The organism is Pseudomonas sp. LB3P25 (assembly GCF_054897985.1).
Genome location: NZ_CM142711.1, coordinates 3816089 through 3834027, shown reverse-complemented (window position 1 = coordinate 3834027; position 17939 = coordinate 3816089). Strand labels below are relative to the sequence as shown.

Here is a 17939-nt window from a genome sequence, read left to right as displayed (position 1 = left end):
GCTAAAACAAAAGCTGCATCAATTAGTTACTCGAAATACCTGACGTTTTACATCGGTTGACATTTTCTGCCATGGTCGGCAGGTTGGTCCCTCGCAAAGAGACAGGCGGGATCCATTGAGGTTATTCCCGATTTTGTGAAAGGAACATGAAAAACCGGTCGGCGAATCGTTTATCTGGAGGTCATACAGCCACTGTTCAGACTCCTGCCGTTCATCGAGTTTTCCAGTAGAAAGTCCTACAGAAGTGTCCTGCTTTACATGAAGGATGTTTCAATCCTTAGTTGTTTAATGAACTGTTTCCACTGAAGGCCGTTTCGTTTGATCGACTTACCCGCTACCGACTCAATTCCCTCAATTCCCTCAAAGACCAATCCGTTGACCCTGTATCTGGCACGTCTGGCACCCTCCAGCCAACTGACCATGCGTTATGTGTTGCAGGACGCCGCTGACCGGTTGGGCTTCGAAGACATGAATGTCGAGGAGATTCCCTGGCACAACCTGCAACCCGAAGATGTCATCGCACTGGTGGCCACCTTGCGCACGGACGGCTACGCGCCGAACACCTCTTCGCTGTACGTCAACGCGGTACGCGGGGTGATGAACGAGGCGTGGCGCATGAGCCTGATCAGTCAGGAACACTTGCTGAAAATGCGTTCGGTGAAGGGGATTGCCGGCACGCGATTGTCCCAGGGGCGAAACCTCAGGCGCACGCTGATCCAGGAATTGATGGCGGTCTGCGCCGCCGATCCACGGCCACAAGGGTTGAGGGATGCGGCGATCATCGGGATTTTGTATGGCTCAGGCATGCGCAAATCGGAATCGGTGAACCTGGACCTGAATCAGGTCGATTTCACCGAGCGCAGCCTTCGTGTGACCGCCAAGGGCAACAAGCAATTGATCAAGTACGCACCGGCCTGGGCGTTCGCCAAACTCAATGACTGGCTGGAACTGCGGCGCTCGCTACTGAAGGAGGGCGAAACGGACGATCCGTTCCTGTTCAACCGCATCCGCCGCGGCAGTCATATCACCCGCGAGCGCATCACCAAACATGCGATCTATTACATCGCCCGACAACGGGGCGCGCAGGTCGGGGTGAAAATCATGCCGCATGATTTTCGACGTTCGTTCATTACCCGAGTGATTGAGGAGTACGACTTGTCGATAGCCCAGAAACTCGCCCATCACAGCAACATCCAGACAACGGCCAACTACGATGTGCGCGATGACAACGAGCGGCGTAGGGCCGTGGACCGGTTCGATCTTTGATGGACGGGGTTCAAGATTCGCTCAGTACGTGGGCATGGCCGATCGTCGAGACGTGAACCGCACTGCCGGCGGGTGGCGCATACAGGCCCGAACTGCGCACCATTAATGATCGACCAGGCTGTTGCCCGGAAGCGAAAGACTCCAATTCCACCGTCAACGTGCAGGTATTGCCGCTGAAATCCCGCTCGGTCACAACGGCACGACACCCGGCAACCTCGGTTGGGCTGGGCTGGATGCTGACGAGTTGCAGTTGTTCGGGACGCAGCATGATCTGCGCCGATTTGTTGTTCCGGTGGTTGTTCACCGGTATGCGACCGAGATCGCAATGGGCCCAGCCGGCTTCGATTCTAGCGGGCATGACCACGGCATCCCCCAGAAACAGCGCGGTTTGTTCATCGCCGGGGTAGCGGTAAAGATCCAGCGGATGGCCTGACTGCACAAGTCGACCGTCACGCATCACCGCCAGCTGATCGGCAAACGACAACGCTTCACTCTGGTCATGGGTGACCAGAATGGTGGTCACGCCGGCGTCTGTCAGTAGCCGTGCGACCATCTTGCGCATGGCGCCCCGAAGCCCAGTGTCGAGGGCTGAAAACGGCTCATCCAGCAACATCAAGAGGGGTTGTTGCGCCAGCGCCCGCGCCAGTGCCACGCGTTGTTGCTGGCCGCCGGAGAGTTCATGGGGCCAGCGGCCGGCCATGTTCGCATCCAGCGCCACGCTGTCCATCAACTCGGCGATTCGCTCCTGTTTTGCGTGGCCCTTGGTCGAAAGCCCGAAACCGATGTTAGCGGCCACGGTCATGTGCGGGAACAGGGCGCCGTCCTGGGGAACATAGCCAATCAAGCGCTGATGCGCCGGGACTTCGTGGGTGTCGTCGACGAGCGTTTGACCATTGAGTGAAAGATGGCCCGAGTCCGGAAATTCGAAGCCGGCGATCATCCGCAACAACGTGGTTTTTCCTGAGCCAGACGGGCCGACGATGACCGTTCGACTGCCCGTCGGCACCAACAGGTTGATGTTCTCCAGCGCCTGATGGGAGCCGTAGGACTTGGAAATGGAATGGATTTCAAGAGCGTTCATCGGCCAGCCGTTCGTTTGGATTGGTGATAAAGAAGTCCGGTTAACGGAAGCGACAGCAAGATCATCAACAGGGCATAGGGCGCAGCGGCGGCGTAGTCGATTTCGCTGGTCATGGCCCAGAATCCGGTGGCCAGGGTGCGCGTGCCGTTGGGGGCGAGCAGCAGGGTGGCGGTCAACTCATTGGTGATCGCCAAAAACACCAGCGCCGCGCCAGCGGCAGCGCCGGGCGCGGCCAGGCGCAGGGTGATCAGCCACAATGCCCGAGCAGGCGAGCGGCCGAGGCTGCGGGCCATGTTTTCCAGCTCTACCGGCGCCTGCGCGATCCCGGCGCGCAAACTCACCAGGGCGCGGGGCAAAAACATCAGCAGATACGCGAGCAACACCGTGATGGTCGTCTGGTAAATCGGCCGGGCGAAATGGATGGTGACGGTCACCAATGCCAAGGCAACGACGATTCCCGGCAACGAACTGGTGATGTAGTTGCAGCTTTCCAGCACACGTTGCAACCGGCCCGGAGAGCGAATCGACAACCAGGCAATCGGGATGGCGGCGCAGGTGGTCAGGGCGGCACCGGCAACGCCGAACAGCAGCGTCTGTTCCAGCGCCGGCAGAAGCTCGTCCATCTGCCAGACCTGCGTACCGCCCGCCACCAGCCAGTTACCCAACGTCACCAGCGGCACGCCCAGCGCCAGCGCGCAGGTCACGACCTGCACGGTTAGCGCGAGGAGGGTTGTACCGGATTTCAGGCGCACCACCCGCTGTTCACGAGCGCTTCCCGAACCGACCCGGGCGTAACGCGCCGTGCCGCGAGCGGCCGATTCTGCGGTCAGCATCACCAGGCAACACAGGGCGAGTACGCTGGCCAGCATATTGGCGGCGGGGCCGTTGAAGGTGGATTTGAACTGATCGAAGATGGCCGTGGTGAAGGTGTCGAAGCGGATCATCGCGTACAGGCCATATTCGGCCAGCAGGTGCAGGCCCACCAGCAAGGCGCCGCCGCAGATGGCCAGGCGCAGTTGCGGCAGCACCACGCGGAAAAATATCGCCCAGGGTTTGAGGCCGAGCGATTCGGCAACGTCTTCGATGGCCGGATCGAGCCGGCGCAGCGTCGCAGCAATCGGCAGGTACAGGAACGGAAAGTAGGCGATGACCGAGACCAGAACCCCGGCAAACAGCCCGTGAATCGGCGGGACCAGACTGACCCACGCATAGCTGTGAACGAACGCCGGCACCGCCAGCGGCGCGGTCGCCAACAACGACCACCAGCGCCGCCCCGGCAGATTGGTGCGCTCGCTGAGCCAGGCCAGAGACAGGCCTAACGTGACGCACAACGGAATCGTGATCACCACCAGTAAAACGGTGTTGATCAATAATTCAGCGACCCGCGGCCGGAATACCAGCGGTACGAGGGTCGCCCAACCTGTCTGAAACGATACGCCGATGACGAAGGCAATCGGCAGCAGCGACAGCAGCGAAACCAGCACCGACAAGCCAATCACCCATGCGCCACCACGCCCCGCGAAGAGGCCGCGGGATCGTCGTCGCAAATTCGCGGGTATCGCCTCAGCGATACCCGCTGGCAAAGTTTCAGGCATCAATTAAAGCAGTCCCGCCTGAGTCATCAACTCCACGGCTTTTTTACTGTCGAGTTTTGAAGCATCGACTGTCGGCGCGTCAAGTTGCTGCAAAGGCACCAGTTTTGGATTGGATTCAGCGTTCTTGCCCACGGCGTATTCAAACGATTTGCCGGTTTTGAGGATGGCCTGGCCATCTTTACCCGTAATCCACTTGAGGAACGCCTGGGCTTGTTCCTTGTGTTTGCTGGACGCCAGAACGCCGCCACCGGAGACGCTGACAAACGCGCCCGGATCCTTGTGCTTGAAGTAGTGCAGGGCGGTGCTCTTGCTGTTTTCGCCGGTCTTGGCCTGGTCGCCGAAGCTGTAATAGTGGTAGATCACGCCGCTGTCGACCTGCCCGGCGTTGACCGCTTTGAGCACGGCGCTGTTGCCACGGTACGCCGTATAGTTGGTTTTCATCCCTTTCAACCACTCGAGGGTGGCGGCTTCACCCTTGAGTTCCAGCACAGCGGCGACGATTGCCTGGAAGTCGGCACCGGCCGGCGAAGCGCCCCAGCGACCTTTCCAGTTCGGGCCAGCGAGGTCCATCAGCGACTTGGGCAGCTCGGCTTCGGGCAGTTTGCTCGGGTTATAGACAAACACCGTGGAGCGCGCGGCGATCCCCACCCATTTGCCATGGGCGGGACGGTAAGCATTGCCGACCTGTTCCAGGGTGGCCGGCGCAACCGGCGCAAACAGCCCCGCGTTGTCGACCAGCACCATGGCCGGGGAGTTTTCGGTCAGGAACACGTCGGCCGGGGAGGCAGCGCCTTCCTGCACGATCTGATTACCCATCTCGGTGTCGTCGCCATTGCGCACGGTGACCTTGATCCCGGTTTCCTTGGTAAAGCCCTCGATCCAGGATTTGGTCAGGCTTTCGTGCTGGGCGTTGTAGACCACGATGCCATCGGCATCGGCTGCATACACGTGACCGGCGCTCAGCAGAGCGGTGGCCAGCAGTGCTGTTTTCAGGAAAGAGGGTAAATGGGCATTCATGCGTCGGCAGCTCCAGTTTTTTTAATCGTGCGCGCAAATTCGGCAGCGTCGACGAGGGTAGATCGTCGATGAGTGTAGATCAATAGGAATCATTTGCATGTTTGAGGCGCGGCGAATGTAGTGCTTGAAATGAGAAAAAAACGTCAATTTAATCGTTAATTCGTGTCATTTGGCTTGTGGGGTCGGGCACCGAGACGCTCACTCGCGAGCCGTTGCCTGGAGCGCTGTGCACGGTGATGTGGCCACCGAGTGTCTCGACAATGCGTTTGCAATGGGCAAAGCCTAGCCCGAACGAAGACGTTTGCGAGCGAGCCGCATCGGCGCGAAAGAACATTTGGCCCAGTTGCTTGAGTTCATCGGCGGACATGCCCATGCCGTTGTCACAAATGTCGACTGTGAAGCCAGTGCCTGGCTGGTGCGCAACGAGTACATTAATTTCACCGCCCGGGTCGGTGTACTTGATGGCATTGTCCAACAGGTTTCCGATGACCACTTCCCACTGTTCCTGGGTGCCCATCACCCGGGCCCCGGCGTCGTCGAGCGACTGCAGGGAAAGACTGAGGTGCTTGTGTTCCGCCGCTTTACGCCAACGCTCGACGGCATCGAATACGTTGTCATTCAGCACGCTGGACTGCCCGGCGGTGTCTGCGATGCCTTCCAGCTGCGCCAGGTTCAGCAGGCCAAGTGACAGGCGTTTGAGCACCTGCATTTCGGCCAGCACATCACGGCAGGTCTGTGCGTAGTCTTCGGCTTGTCGGGGCCGGGCCAGAATCACCTCCAGGGCAGAGGTCACGGCGGCGATCGGTGTCTTGAGTTCATGGGAGGCGTTGGCGATAAACAATCGTTGGCGTTCCAATACCTCCTGGACCGCGGTTTCCATTTGCGCGTAGCTGTCGAACAGCAGCTTTTCTTCCGCCGAATGCGGCTCGAACACCACCCGACGGGTGAACTCCGGCGGCTTCAATGTGCGCAGTTGTCGGGCGAAGCTGCGCAGGTTTCGAGTGGAGTACGACACGACGAAAAAACTGCCGAGGGTGGTCAGCAGCAGTATGCCGAGCGCGGCAAGCACCACCACGCGCTTGAAGGCGTCGACTGCGTCGAGTACCGGTTGCGCATTGGTGGCCACCAACAGTTTGGCGGTCAACAGCCCCTCGGGACTGGTGCGCTCAAGATTGCCCATCTGAGCGATCCACTTTTCGTCACCGACTTCGAACAGGAACGTTTCTTCGTCGTCGGCCCCGCCCTGACCCATGGATTGGCGCAGCGCTTTGCGCATCGGTGGGGTCGGCCCCAGGGAATCCTGAAGAAGTTCACCGGTGACCGACGACAAAACGAAGTACAGGTCGTGATCCTGGTCCAGCTCCGAGGCGAATTCCCCCTGGCGCTGGTAGACCAGACGACCGTCTTCGACGCTGATCATCGATTCAATGACGTCCGACTGGGTATCGAGATGGTGACGCAACTCATCAAGGCGGGTGCTTTGCACCCAGTGACTGAGCCACACAAACCCGATCAGCAAAACGCACGCTTGCACCACAAACAAGGTGAGGGCGATTTTGATGTTGAGCGCCAGGCTACGCCACACGAAGGATCAACCCCTTGCCACGAATGGTTTCAATCTCGACGTCGGCGCCGATCAATTTACGCCGCAAGCGATTGAGCAGCACGTCCAGACTGTTGCTGTCCGGCTCGCTGTCGAAAGGGTAGAGCAACCCCAGCAACACCGCGCGGGTCTGCAATTGATTGGCCTTGCCGGCGAGTGCCACCAGCAAATCGTATTCCTTGCCCGTGAGCTCCAACGGCCGTTCACCGATGCGAACCTTCAAGGTGTCGAGTTCGATACTCAGGTTGCCCAGTGACAGCGATTTCGAACCCCGGGCGATCGAGCGTCGATAGAGGGCGTTCAAGCGCGATACCAGCTCAATCATTTCGAAAGGTTTGCTCAGATAGTCGTCGGCGCCCCGATCCAGTCCCTGGACACGATCCACCACCTCGCTCCTGGCCGTGACCATGATCACCGGCACCTCATTACCTTTGTCACGCAGGACCTTGAGCATATCCAGACCAGACAGTTGCGGCAGCATCCAGTCCAACACCAGCACGTCGTATTCGCTGGCTTCGGCGTAATACAACGCATCCTTGCCATCCCTGGCCAGGTCCACCACCCAGCCTTCTTCCTCAAGCCCGCGCTTGATGCTGTTGCCCAGCAAAACATTGTCTTCGGCCACCAGAACCTTCATCGCTCGCTCCCTGTTCAGGCGTTGCGCAGGAGGGCATTCATCGCATGTCCCTCACGCGCTGGCAAGCCGTCGGGCAAACAACCAGGCGCCGTTAACAAGCGGTTCATTTTCGCCTCTTTAGACTGCCCTGCAGTGGTGAGCGAACCCTTCGGGTTCGAATCGCTTTCCAGCCTTCCACGTGGATTTCCCCCATGAGCCTTTCCAATCGACGCCTGTCGTTCATCCTCCTGACGGCGCTGCTGGCCTGTCTGGTTGCCGCAACATTTTCCAGCCTGGCCACCCATGTACGCTTTGGACTGGAGTTTCGCGGTGGTTACGAGATTTATTACGTCGTAAACCCGGTGCCGGGCAAAACCCGGGTTTCCAAGGATGACCTGTTGCAGACGGTCGCGATCCTGAGCAAACGAGCCGACAGCATCGGCATCACCGAGCCGGATATCCGGGTCGAGGGTGCCAACCATATTCGGGTCAAGCTGGCTGGCCTGACGTCGGCCGAGGAGTCGCGCTCGCTGCTCGGCAGCTCGCAGGGCCTGCCCACACAGTTGACCGAGAAATACACCCAGACCGTCGGCAGTGTGTTGGGCAAGACGGCTCTGGCGGAAACCGTGCAAGCGGGGTTGATCGGCATCGCCTGTATCTTCCTGCTTCTGGTGGGGCTGTACCGCGCCGCCGGTTTGATGGCCGCGTTTTGTACGACGATCTATCTCTGGCTATTGCTGATTGTGTTCACGGCGTCGGGAGCCACATTGTCGCTGTCGGCAGTGGTGGCATTCGTTCTTGGCATTGGCATGGCGGCAGACGCGAGCATCATTTGCTTTGAGCGCATTCGTGAAGAACTCGGCCTCGGCCGTTCCCTGCGCGAGGCGGTAGAAAACGGATTCAAGGATTCGCTGCCAACGATTCGTGATGCAAACCTGGTGACCGCGCTGGCCATGATTGCCTTGTTTGCAGCAGGCATCGGCCCGATTCAGGGCTTTGCGTTGACCATGCTGGTGAGCATCGTGATCAGCGTCGCCACCAACTTCTTCTTGATTCGCCGGCTGATGGTGTGGCTGGTCGAAACCCAATGGATCAGCCAGAGCTGGTTGATCGGCCCGGCCAAGTTGCCGGCAACTCAGGCCCGCGGTTTCAACTTTGTAGGCCTGGGTAAAACGGCGATTTTCGTCTCGCTGCTGACCATTGTTTCCGGATCGCTGTATTACCGGGCGCACGGTTTGAACCTGGACATCGATTTCACCGCGGGCACCGCACTCGACATCGACGTCGACCGCGCAATCACTCAAGACATCGCCACCCGGATCATGACCGAGGCGGGGACCATTCCGGCCACTGTGACGGTGGGCGGTGCGCAGAATCAACACATCGCCGTGCGCTTCGATGAGGTGCTCAAACCGGCCGACTTGAAGCAGATCATTACCGCGTTCAAAGGTCAGTATCAGAGCGTCGAATACGAGGAAAATACCGCGGACCCTGGTGTGGCGCGGGACTTCGCAACCCGGGCGATCTATGCCGTCATTGCGGCGTTCGCCAGTATCGCGATCTACATCGGCCTGCGTTTTTCCTGGGCGATTGCCTTGGCAACATTGTTGCCGATTGTTCAGGACATTCTCATCGTTTCGGCGGTTTTCTCGCTGTTCAAGTTCGAGGTGGACGTTACCTATATCGCTGCGTTGCTGACGATCATCGGCTATTCGCTCAACGACAAAATCGTGATTTTCGGGCGCATTGTCGAAAATTCGAACAAGTCGCCGCCGAGCGATCCAGTGTCCTTGTTGCATGTGATCAACCTGAGCATCAGCCAGACCCTGGGCCGTTCGCTGTACACGGTACTGACCGTGGTGATGGCATCGACCTGCCTTTATCTGTTCGCCTGTGAACCCTTGCAGATGTTCTCTTTGGCGCTGGTGCTGGGGCTGATATCCGGGGCGGTGTCGTCGATTTTCATGTCCAGTGCTGTTTGGCTGACGCTGTCGCGTCGCAAACTACGACCGGCCAGGATTGACTCAACATTGAGGACCCGCCCTCAGCCTGTCCCGCACCTGACATCGGCGCCGTTCCTTGGCGCACTGCTGGTTGTTTGCATGGTCGGTGTCGCAGGGTGGTTCTGGGTTCCCGCCCAGGCAACCGCAGGCAAATCGGTGATCAGCGGGTCGCTGGGAGACTTGTCGAGCTACCGGCAAATCACCGTGGACACTGCTCGCCTGGTGGAGACAGGAGACCTGAAGGCGGCCAAGGCACGGATCACCGATCTTGAAACTGCCTGGGATCAAGCCGAAGAAAACTTGCAGCCCAAGTCACCGGCCGACTGGACCTCGGTCGACAAATCGATTGACCGCGCGCTGTCGCAATTGCGTTCTGGCACGCCTGATCCGGCCGCCTGTGCAGAAGCACTGAAAACCTTGCTGGCCAAGCTGGATACCAAACAGATCAGCGCCGCCACCCCCGTGACGACAACGCCCGCCGGTTCCATGGGCAACTTGTCTTACCTGAAGGTGATTCTGGCCGACACCGAAAAACTGCTCGCCAGCGGCGACATGAAAGGTGCCCGGACACGGATCACCGACCTGGAAAGTGCCTGGGATCAGGCTGAGGAAAAACTGCGACCGATCGATCCGGATGGCTGGACCTCGATCGACAAGTCACTGGACCGGGCATTGAAGCAGGTCCGCACCGGTTCACCGGACCTGGCCGCGTGTACCGAGGCGCTGAACACGTTGTCGACGAAAATCGACAGTAAAAGTACCGACTGACAGATCATTGAACGCGATTGAATAGAGAGGCCCGTCGGGCTCATGCCAGTCAGTTAAGCAATTTCAGCAGCACGCATACCCTGAGCTGGCGAAGCCTGCGTTCGGCTGCGCAGCAGTCGTGAGTCCGGCTGACGCGGTATGCCTGACGTACCGCAATGACTGATTTTACGACTGCTTCGTCCGAACGCGGCCCGAACCGAACGCAGCCTCGCGAGCTCGGCAGCTGCTACAGATCGCGTTACGGCTTAAGTCAGGCCTCTTTTTTTTTGAGCGCCGTCCTTGTCAGGGTTGGCGCTGCGGGAAGATCAGAACCTGCAGGTTGCCGCGCTGATAACGCTTGCCATCGATGGGCAACAACTCGACTTCTTGCACTTCCTGGACACTGTTGACCCGCATCACCACGCCGACCGCGCCTTTTTTGCGGGCCTCGGTCATCCATTGGCCGACACTGTCCTTGGTCACTTTTCTTGATTCCATCGCGGGATCGTCGAGGCCGTACTTCAGCTCGCCGATGGTGTTGTAAAGAGCGATTTGCGGCCGCTTCAGGCGCCAGGACAAGGCCGATGCCGCACCCAAATCGTTACTGAGCAGCGAGGTTGTCTGGCTCAAGGCATCCAGATGCTCGGCAATGAACTGATCGGGCATCTTGCTATTGACGATCTGGCCGGGCATCGCCGCCGGCAGCAATGCGATCAGCAGCCAGATGCCCAGTGCCGGCATGGCCCAGAACATCAATGGACGCAAGACTTGCAACGCGTTAGCGATGATCCAGCCAAGCAGCACGAAAAACACCAGCGACAGGCTGAACATTTCAGTGTTTTCGTAGATCTCTTTGGTGGTCTGCAGATAGAGCAGGACGATCAGGGCTGTGGTCGCCATGACGACATTGATCATTCCGTTGATACGAATCGCTCGGCCGCGCGCCTTGTTCAGCAACTCGGTCAGAGCATGGCCCATCAGCAACGCCAGGGGTAACAGGCACGGCATGATATAGGTCGGCAGCTTGCCGCTGCTCAGGCTGAAGAACCCCAGGGGCAACAGCAGCCAGAGCAACAGGAAACAGATCGCTGGCTGGCGTTTTTGCTGCCAGGCCTGGACGAATGTCGTTGGCAGAAAGGCTGCCCAGGGCAGACTCGACACGACCAGTAGCGGCACGTAGAACCACCAAGGACGAGCGTGCTGCGCATCATCGGCAGCGAAGCGGCGAATGTGTTCGTTCCAGAAGAAAAACCGCCAGAAGTCCGGTTCCTGTTGGTGGATCGCGAGTACCCACGGCAGGCAGACTACGACGGCCACGATGACCGCCAGCGGCCCGTAACGCAGCAGCTCACCCACGCGTCGTTGCCAGAGCATCCAGGGCAGGGCGATCAACACTGGCAACAACCAGGCAAGAAAACCCTTGGTCATGAAACCCATCCCGCAGGCAACGCCCAACAGCGCCCAGGCACCTGATCGAGCCCGGGGAGCATGACTGTCGACGGCGAACCACAACGCGACCAGGCTCAGGTTGACCCATAACGTGAATTGCGGATCGAGGTTGGCGTATCCGGCCTGACCGGCGATCAACCCGAAGCTCATATACAACAGTGCGCAGGCGAAGCTTTTGCGCGGGTCGTTCCAGAGGCGACGGGCAATCAGGTACGTTAGCCAGATACTCAGCCCGGTGCTCAGTGCCGAAGCGATACGCACCCCAAACAGGGTGTCGCCAAATACAGCCTGACCGATGGCGATCATCCAGTAACCGGCAATCGGCTTCTCGAAATAACGAATCCCCATGAAATGCGGGGCGACCCAGTTACCGCTCAACAGCATTTCCTGACTGACCTGACCATAACGGGTTTCGTCAGGCGTCCATAAGCCATGGGTCACGAGCGGCAGGAGATAAAAGACCAGGAAGACCAGCAGCAAACCCGGAACCATCCAGCGCTCGGCGATCGACCGGACCGAGGCGTCTGTTCGAGACAAATGGCCAGCAGAACGGGGAAGCAGGTTATCGGACGTCATGACTAGACCTTGGCAAAGTTTGTAAATGAACGGGCGCGCGGCACGACACAGCAAGAACGCAACTTCTTGAATGTCATGACGCCACCGCGACCTGAACTTGGAGGTAGGCTCAACTATTTTTTTGAGTTTTTAAGTTAAAGCGATGTGTTCGCAAACACTGCATTCGGACGCGCCGGCAGGATGATGGGCTCGCTCACTTTTCGTTCAACAGGGAATGCCAGTCATCGGCATTGACGATACCGAGTACTTTAAGTTGTCCATCAGCACTAACTCGCACGAACAACGAACTGCCATATTTACTTTTCGGCGCGTGTCGGAAACCGGTCTGCGCTTCAAATTCGTGGATACAACCGCTGTGAGTGACCAACACCAGATTGCGATGGGCCACCTTGTGCGCCACCACATCGTTACGCAGGGTCTTGCCGCAGATCGACAGCCAGTCCTGAGTCATCGCGTCTTTGCCGAGCATATAGTGTGAGGTTTGCACTGTACGGGTAACCGGACTGCTCAGGACGTCGGTCTGTGACAGGCCCAGGCGCTGGAAGCCCTGGCCCACCGCCACGGCCTCAACGCTGCCGGCTTGGGTAATACCGTCAGCCGGGCCCAGGCATGGGTTCGTGGATCGGTCGCATCGCTCGGTATGGCGCACCAGAGCGACGACCTCACCGGCTTGCCAGCGCTGGAGCAGGTCCGCTTTAGTTGCGGTTCCAGCCGTCGACAGGTTGGCCGGAGATCTTGACCACAACATAAAGCCGGTGAACCCGGCAACGATGACCAACGCCACGACCAACCCCGTGAGCCCGAAAAGCCGCGATAGCCACATTGGTTTTTGCGGAAACTTGCGCGATAGTAAATTTGGCACGTATGTTTTACCCGTGAGTGCGCGATAAATATCAACTTTCAATGCGCTTCTTCCAAACAGCCTTTTAGATCCATCGGCTATTTTGGTTGTCCAGGCGCAATTAACGACAAACTAAAAGGTGTCAGGTGCCTGAGGGGTGAAAGAAATGTGAAAGTTTTGCGGGAGGGATGGTCAGTTAATCATTAGTGCGTTGTTGCAAACTCTTCTCTTATGTACCTTGCCTGTGGGCTGACTTTGGTTTTAGCCCCGGTTCTGTGGCAATTGACCCCGACAATGGAGCTCGGCAACAAAATGGATTTAAAGCAAAGCCTGACGAAACGGATTGTCATCGTATTCGCCCTGATGAGCGCGCTGGTCGCGGGTATTTTTGCGTTTGGCATTGTTGCGACTGTCCATGTGGTGGAACGAAGGCTCACGGCCACGACCCTGGGAGGAGGGCTGCACCGCCTGCTGTTGATGGACAACCCCGATAGCTGGCCCCATCAACCCGAGAAAGATGAACTGTTTTTTGCCCAGGGAGCCAAGGCCCCCATGGCCCTGACCTCGGTGCTGGAGGCGCTGCCCCCGGGGTTTCAGGAGATTCTCTACGGTGGTTCGAAGTACTACGCCATGGTGAACCTGGTGGGTGATCGCAAGTACGTTTTGTTGCGCGACCAACGAAGCCTCGAACGACGGGAACATGTGCTGTTCTCGGTGGTGGTTGTCGGGGTTTTTTTGAGTGTCTTGCTGGCGATTTTGATGGGCCGGTTGCTGGCCCGGCGCGTCCTCGCGCCTGTGATTCGTCTGGCGCATCAGGTGCGGCATCGCGATCAATTGCTGGAACTGGCACCACCGCTACATCCCGATTATGCAACGGACGAAGTGGGTGAACTGGCGCTTTCCTTCGATCAGACGCTGGGCCGTTTGCGCGCCGCACTGGGACGGGAAAAACTCTTTACCAGCGATGTCAGTCACGAACTGCGCACACCGTTGATGGTGTTGGCCAGCTCCTGTGAACTGCTACTTGGCAACCCGTCGCTGGACCACCGCTCCACGGCGCAGGTCCAGCGAATCGCCCGTGCCAGTCATGAAATGCGCCAATTGGTCGAGACGTTTTTGATGCTGGCGCGTGCGCGGGAGGATTCCGGTTCAGGCGCGAGTGCCACCATCAAGGACGCCGCCGACGCGCTGGTGGATGTCTGGAGGCCGCTGATCAGGGAAAAGGACATCGAGTTTATTTACGTCGTCGAAGACGTTTCAACGGATCGCCATAACCTGACATTCCTGCAATCGGTCATGGGCAATTTGTTGCGTAATGCCTGGCACTACACCGATCAGGGTTTCATTCGGCTGACGCTGCGCGAGCACGGTTTCAGTGTCGAAGACAGTGGCATAGGCATTGCGGAAGAAAAACGTCATGCGATGTTTCAACCGTTCGTGCGCGGTGATGAGCAACGCGGCGACGGACTGGGCCTGGGCCTTTCGTTGGTCCAGCGTATTTGCACCCATCAGAATTGGCGAGTGGAACTTACCAGCCGCCAGCCAAGCGGATGTTGTTTCACGGTTGACTTGACTGGCGGGAGATCGGCTCTTATTGAGCCGCTGGACAACCCCTTGATGTACCGGAAGCGGCCTGATTGATCAACGCGGACAGGCGTTTGACGTTGTTCTGTTGGGCGATCACCAGGTCGTCGATGGAAGGCCCTGACGGTGTCTGCAACGTGCTGCGGCAAGTGATCAGTGCGTTATCGCTTTCGCCGAACTTGCGCAGGCGCCATTTGACGTCGATCAACCCGTATTGGCCGGGAATCGAATCAAACCGTTGCACGTCCAGTCGCACCGACACCTTGCGCTGGGGATTGCTGTTGACCAGTTGATCGACCAGGGCAGTGCGCAATTCATCCGACAGGCTCGCACCCCACCATTCGGTTTCGAGGATCGCCAGGCCACTGTTGCCCTGGCGAATAACGATTTGCGGGCGGTCGACCTGAGGAGGGACGCTGAGCCCCTCGATCTGGAAATCCGCAGCGCTGGTTCTTGAATTGCCGCTCGGTTGGGCCGGGGTCAGGGTGTGGAATTGAATCGGCTCACTGCGGCAAGCCGTGAGCAGGAACAATGCGGTGACCAAGCTGATCTTCAGCGGATAAACCATGAGTGATGCTCCTGTGGTCATTTGCGCGGTGGTCCCTGCAGGTCCATCGGCGCAGCATTGTCGGGACGACCGCGAATCAGCGATTCCGGATGCCGTCCCAGGTAATCCGAGAGTTCACGCAAGGAGCGCGACATGCGTCCGAGTTCGTCGAGGGTCTGACCTAATTGTTCGCGTTGCGGCGAGTCTTCGGCGAGGGTCGAACTGGCCGATTGCAGCGTCTTGCTGACGTCCGCCAGGGTGGTCTGCACGCCGGGCAGGGTCTTGGCGTTGAATTGCGCCAGGCCTTTGCGCAGTTCGACGAGGTTGCTGTCGAGGTTGCCGGCAATGCGCTCGATCGGCAGCTGGTTGATCTTGTTGACCATGCCCTCGAGTTTTTCCTGCAACTGCTCGAGGCTGCCCGGAATGGTTGGGATAGAGACTGGACGGGCGGTCGGATCGAACACGACTTTCTCCGCTTTGGGGTAGAAGTCGAGCGCAATGTAGAGCTGACCGGTCAACAGGTTGCCGCTCCGGGCCTGGGCCCGCAGACCGTTGTCGATGAAGCTGCCGATCAGGCGTACGCCAGCGGCTTCGTCGTTGGGGTCATGCTTCAAGACCTCGAGCATTTTGATGTGGGCCTGGCCGAGTCGTTGCGGGTAGATCACGATGCCGACATTGACCGGGAAACTGCGTTTTTTCGCGTCAAAATCCAGATTGACCGCCACGACTCTGCCGAACTCGGTGCCAAGGAATTCCACCGGTGCACCGACCTTGAGCCCGCGCAAGGCCTGATCGAAACGCAAACTCAAGAATTGCCCCTTGCCGCTGGGCGGGGCGAGGGCGGTTAGCTGGTCTTCGAACAGATCGAAGGCTTTGTCCTCGGTGGCGGGTTGATCATTGGGGCTGTATTCCGGAGCGCGGAAGGCGATGCCGCCCACCAGGATGGATGACAGCGATTCGGTTTTTACCGAAAAGCCGTTGGCGCCGACGTTTACGTCGATGCCGCTGGCGTTCCAGAACCGGGTGTTTTCAGTGACGTAGGCATCGTTGGGTGCGTGGATGAACACTTCGATGTTCACCCCTTTACCGTCGGCGTCCAGGGCATAGGCCACCACTTGACCCACCGGAATCTTGCGGTAGTAAACCGGAGAGCCGATGTCCAGCGAACCCAGGTCTTCGGTGTGCAGGGTGAAGCGCTTGCCCGGCTCGCCATAGGTAATCGGCGGCGGGTTTTCGAGGCCGATAAAGTTTTTTGCGCGGGCGTCGGCCTGGCCGATGTCGGCGCCAATGTAATCCCCGGACAGCAGAGTATCGATACCCGATACCCCGCCGGCGCCAATGCGCGGACGCACGACCCAGAATTGCGAGTCTTCGCGGGTGAAACTTTCCGCCTGCTTGGACAGTTTAATGGTGGCGTTGACGCTCTTCTGATCGTTGCTCAGTTCCACGTCCGAGACATGGCCGATCACCACGTTGCGGTATTTGACCTCGGTTTTGTTGGCGGTCAGGCCGCTACCGGTCTTGAACGTGACGGTGATGGTCGGACCTTCCTGCAGCATGGTGTGTACGACCAGGGAGATCCCTACCAGCACCGCGACAATCGGCACGATCCATACCAGCGAAACGCTGAAACGACGGGTTTTGACAGGGGCCTGACCGGGTGTTTGCGGCCCGTCAGTGGCTTGCGACTTCATCCTTGACCTCCTCGTTTGGGTGATCCCGCTCTTCTTTATCCCAGATCAGGCGTGGGTCGAAACTCATTGCCGACAGCATGGTGAACACCACCACCAGACCAAAAAACAGAATGCCCTGGCGCGGTTCGATATCGGCCAGGGCTTGAAACTTCACCAGTGAGGCCACCAGGGCGACCACGATCACATCGAGCATCGACCAGTAACCGATGAGCTCGACGAAACGGTACAGCGTTGACCGCTGCTTACTCGCCCATTGGCTGTCGCGCTGAACGGTCACCAGTAACAGCGTCAGGGCGACGAACTTGATGCCCGGCACCGCGATGCTGGCGATGAAAATAATCAGGGCAATGTCCCAGGCGCCGTGCTGCCAGAACTCCAGTACACCGCTCATGATCGTGCTATCGGCGCCGTTGCCGACCATTTTGGTGTTCATCACTGGCAGCAGATTAGCCGGGATATAAAACACCAGCGATGTCACCAGGTAGGCCCAGGTCCGGGTCAGGGAGTTGGTTTTGCGTCGATGCAGCGGCGCGCCGCACCGTGTGCATTCGTGAGGTTCATCGGTCATGTCACAGGCCAGGCCGCAGCTATGACACAGGCACAGGTTGAGTTCACTCGCTACCGGGGGCCTGTTCATGAGATGTCCCATAGATCACGGATGTCGCGCCCGGCGATGCGGATCATCATCAGACTGAGAATGGCCAGGGCAAACAGGCCGATGCCGGGCAGCACATCCAGCAATCCGGCGAGTTTGATGACCGCGACCATCGCCCCCAGCAGACAGACCTCCAGCATGCTCCAGGGCCTGAGGGTTTCCAGCCAGCGCATGCAGAACCTGAAACCGGGCGAGCGACGGGAGGCGAGGGCGAAGCTCAGCACCCAGAGAAGCAGCACCAGTTGGAAAATCGGCGCGATGATCATCGAGATCGCCGCCACCATGGCGATAAAAGTGATCGGCCCCAGACTCAGGGCCAGCACCGAATCCCAGAGTGTTGCGCTGTTTTTAAGGCCTTTGAGGCTGATGCTCATGACGGGATAGAAGTTGGCGAAAATCCACAGCATCAACGCGGTGAAGGTCAGCGCCAGACGTTGTTCCACCGTCAGGCCGTTATAGCGCTGAAGCACGCCGCCGCAGCGCGTACACAGGGTTTTCTGATGTTTGGCGAGCGTGACTTTTTCATACACGCAGTCGCAGTGCTCGCAGATGATCAGTGGGGCAGTCGTAGCCATTGGCCGCACTCGCCAGGACGCAGGGAAGTCAGAGCACTCCCTCAATATAGAAGCGCCTAGCGATTGAGCAAATCGAAAGGCCAAATGCCT

At 58.6% G+C, this 17939-nt stretch carries 14 protein-coding genes; 3 read left to right on the top strand and 11 right to left on the bottom strand.

Features of this window, described 5'->3' with window-relative positions:
* Positions 1-318 precede the first annotated feature (318 nt).
* Entirely contained in the window at positions 319-1266 is a 948-nt protein-coding gene (locus ACYZTW_RS17380) for a site-specific integrase (RefSeq protein WP_462001043.1), read from the top strand.
* A 10-nt stretch (positions 1267-1276) separates the two neighbouring features.
* Here ACYZTW_RS17380 and ACYZTW_RS17375 read toward each other — a convergent pair whose 3' ends face one another.
* The 5 genes from ACYZTW_RS17375 to ACYZTW_RS17355 all read right to left on the bottom strand — a co-directional run bounded on the left by ACYZTW_RS17375 (position 1277) and on the right by ACYZTW_RS17355 (position 7199).
* Positions 1277-2347, bottom strand: a complete 1071-nt coding sequence (locus ACYZTW_RS17375) for an ABC transporter ATP-binding protein (RefSeq protein ID WP_462001042.1) — start codon at positions 2345-2347, stop codon at positions 1277-1279.
* A complete protein-coding gene (locus ACYZTW_RS17370; protein ID WP_462001041.1) occupies positions 2344-3942 on the bottom strand; it encodes an ABC transporter permease in 1599 nt (532 codons plus the stop codon). The genes ACYZTW_RS17375 and ACYZTW_RS17370 overlap by 4 nt, the downstream gene beginning before the upstream one ends.
* A gap of 3 nt (positions 3943-3945) precedes the next feature.
* The gene (locus ACYZTW_RS17365; RefSeq protein ID WP_462001040.1) at positions 3946-4959 is read right to left on the bottom strand and encodes an iron ABC transporter substrate-binding protein; all 1014 of its coding nucleotides are present in this window, start codon (positions 4957-4959) and stop codon (positions 3946-3948) included.
* A gap of 148 nt (positions 4960-5107) precedes the next feature.
* Positions 5108-6544: a sensor histidine kinase gene (locus tag ACYZTW_RS17360; protein ID WP_462001039.1), complete on the bottom strand. Its 1437-nt coding sequence runs from the start codon at positions 6542-6544 to the stop codon at positions 5108-5110.
* The gene (locus ACYZTW_RS17355; protein ID WP_462001038.1) at positions 6534-7199 is read right to left on the bottom strand and encodes a response regulator transcription factor; all 666 of its coding nucleotides are present in this window, start codon (positions 7197-7199) and stop codon (positions 6534-6536) included. The genes ACYZTW_RS17360 and ACYZTW_RS17355 overlap by 11 nt, the downstream gene beginning before the upstream one ends.
* A 191-nt stretch (positions 7200-7390) precedes the next feature.
* On the opposite strand from ACYZTW_RS17355, the gene secF reads away from it, so the two are divergent.
* A complete protein-coding gene (gene secF, locus ACYZTW_RS17350; RefSeq protein WP_462001037.1) occupies positions 7391-9949 on the top strand; it encodes a protein translocase subunit SecF in 2559 nt (852 codons plus the stop codon).
* 282 nt (positions 9950-10231) lie between these two features.
* On the opposite strand, the gene arnT is transcribed toward secF, so the two are convergent.
* Together arnT and pmrG are read right to left on the bottom strand one after the other, a co-directional pair.
* Positions 10232-11953 (bottom strand): lipid IV(A) 4-amino-4-deoxy-L-arabinosyltransferase, encoded by a 1722-nt coding sequence (gene arnT / locus ACYZTW_RS17345; protein WP_462001036.1) that lies wholly within the window; start codon positions 11951-11953, stop codon positions 10232-10234.
* Between the two features lie 193 nt (positions 11954-12146).
* The gene (gene pmrG / locus ACYZTW_RS17340) at positions 12147-12776 is read right to left on the bottom strand and encodes a lipopolysaccharide core heptose(II)-phosphate phosphatase PmrG (RefSeq protein ID WP_462005779.1); all 630 of its coding nucleotides are present in this window, start codon (positions 12774-12776) and stop codon (positions 12147-12149) included.
* A gap of 330 nt (positions 12777-13106) precedes the next feature.
* Between pmrG and ACYZTW_RS17335 the strand changes: the two genes are divergently transcribed.
* The gene (locus ACYZTW_RS17335; RefSeq protein ID WP_462001035.1) at positions 13107-14435 is read left to right on the top strand and encodes a sensor histidine kinase; all 1329 of its coding nucleotides are present in this window, start codon (positions 13107-13109) and stop codon (positions 14433-14435) included.
* On the opposite strand, the gene ACYZTW_RS17330 is transcribed toward ACYZTW_RS17335, so the two are convergent.
* The 4 genes from ACYZTW_RS17330 to ACYZTW_RS17315 are packed head-to-tail and all read right to left on the bottom strand — an operon-like array spanning position 14386 to position 17849.
* Positions 14386-14946, bottom strand: a complete 561-nt coding sequence (locus ACYZTW_RS17330) for a PqiC family protein (protein WP_462001034.1) — start codon at positions 14944-14946, stop codon at positions 14386-14388. The genes ACYZTW_RS17335 and ACYZTW_RS17330 overlap by 50 nt on opposite strands.
* A 17-nt stretch (positions 14947-14963) precedes the next feature.
* The gene (locus tag ACYZTW_RS17325; protein WP_462001033.1) at positions 14964-16619 is read right to left on the bottom strand and encodes a PqiB family protein; all 1656 of its coding nucleotides are present in this window, start codon (positions 16617-16619) and stop codon (positions 14964-14966) included.
* Entirely contained in the window at positions 16600-17256 is a 657-nt protein-coding gene (locus ACYZTW_RS17320; RefSeq protein ID WP_462001032.1) for a paraquat-inducible protein A, read from the bottom strand. Before ACYZTW_RS17320 ends, ACYZTW_RS17325 begins: the two co-directional genes overlap by 20 nt.
* Entirely contained in the window at positions 17253-17849 is a 597-nt protein-coding gene (locus ACYZTW_RS17315) for a paraquat-inducible protein A (protein WP_462001031.1), read from the bottom strand. The genes ACYZTW_RS17320 and ACYZTW_RS17315 overlap by 4 nt, the downstream gene beginning before the upstream one ends.
* Positions 17850-17939 lie beyond the last annotated feature (90 nt).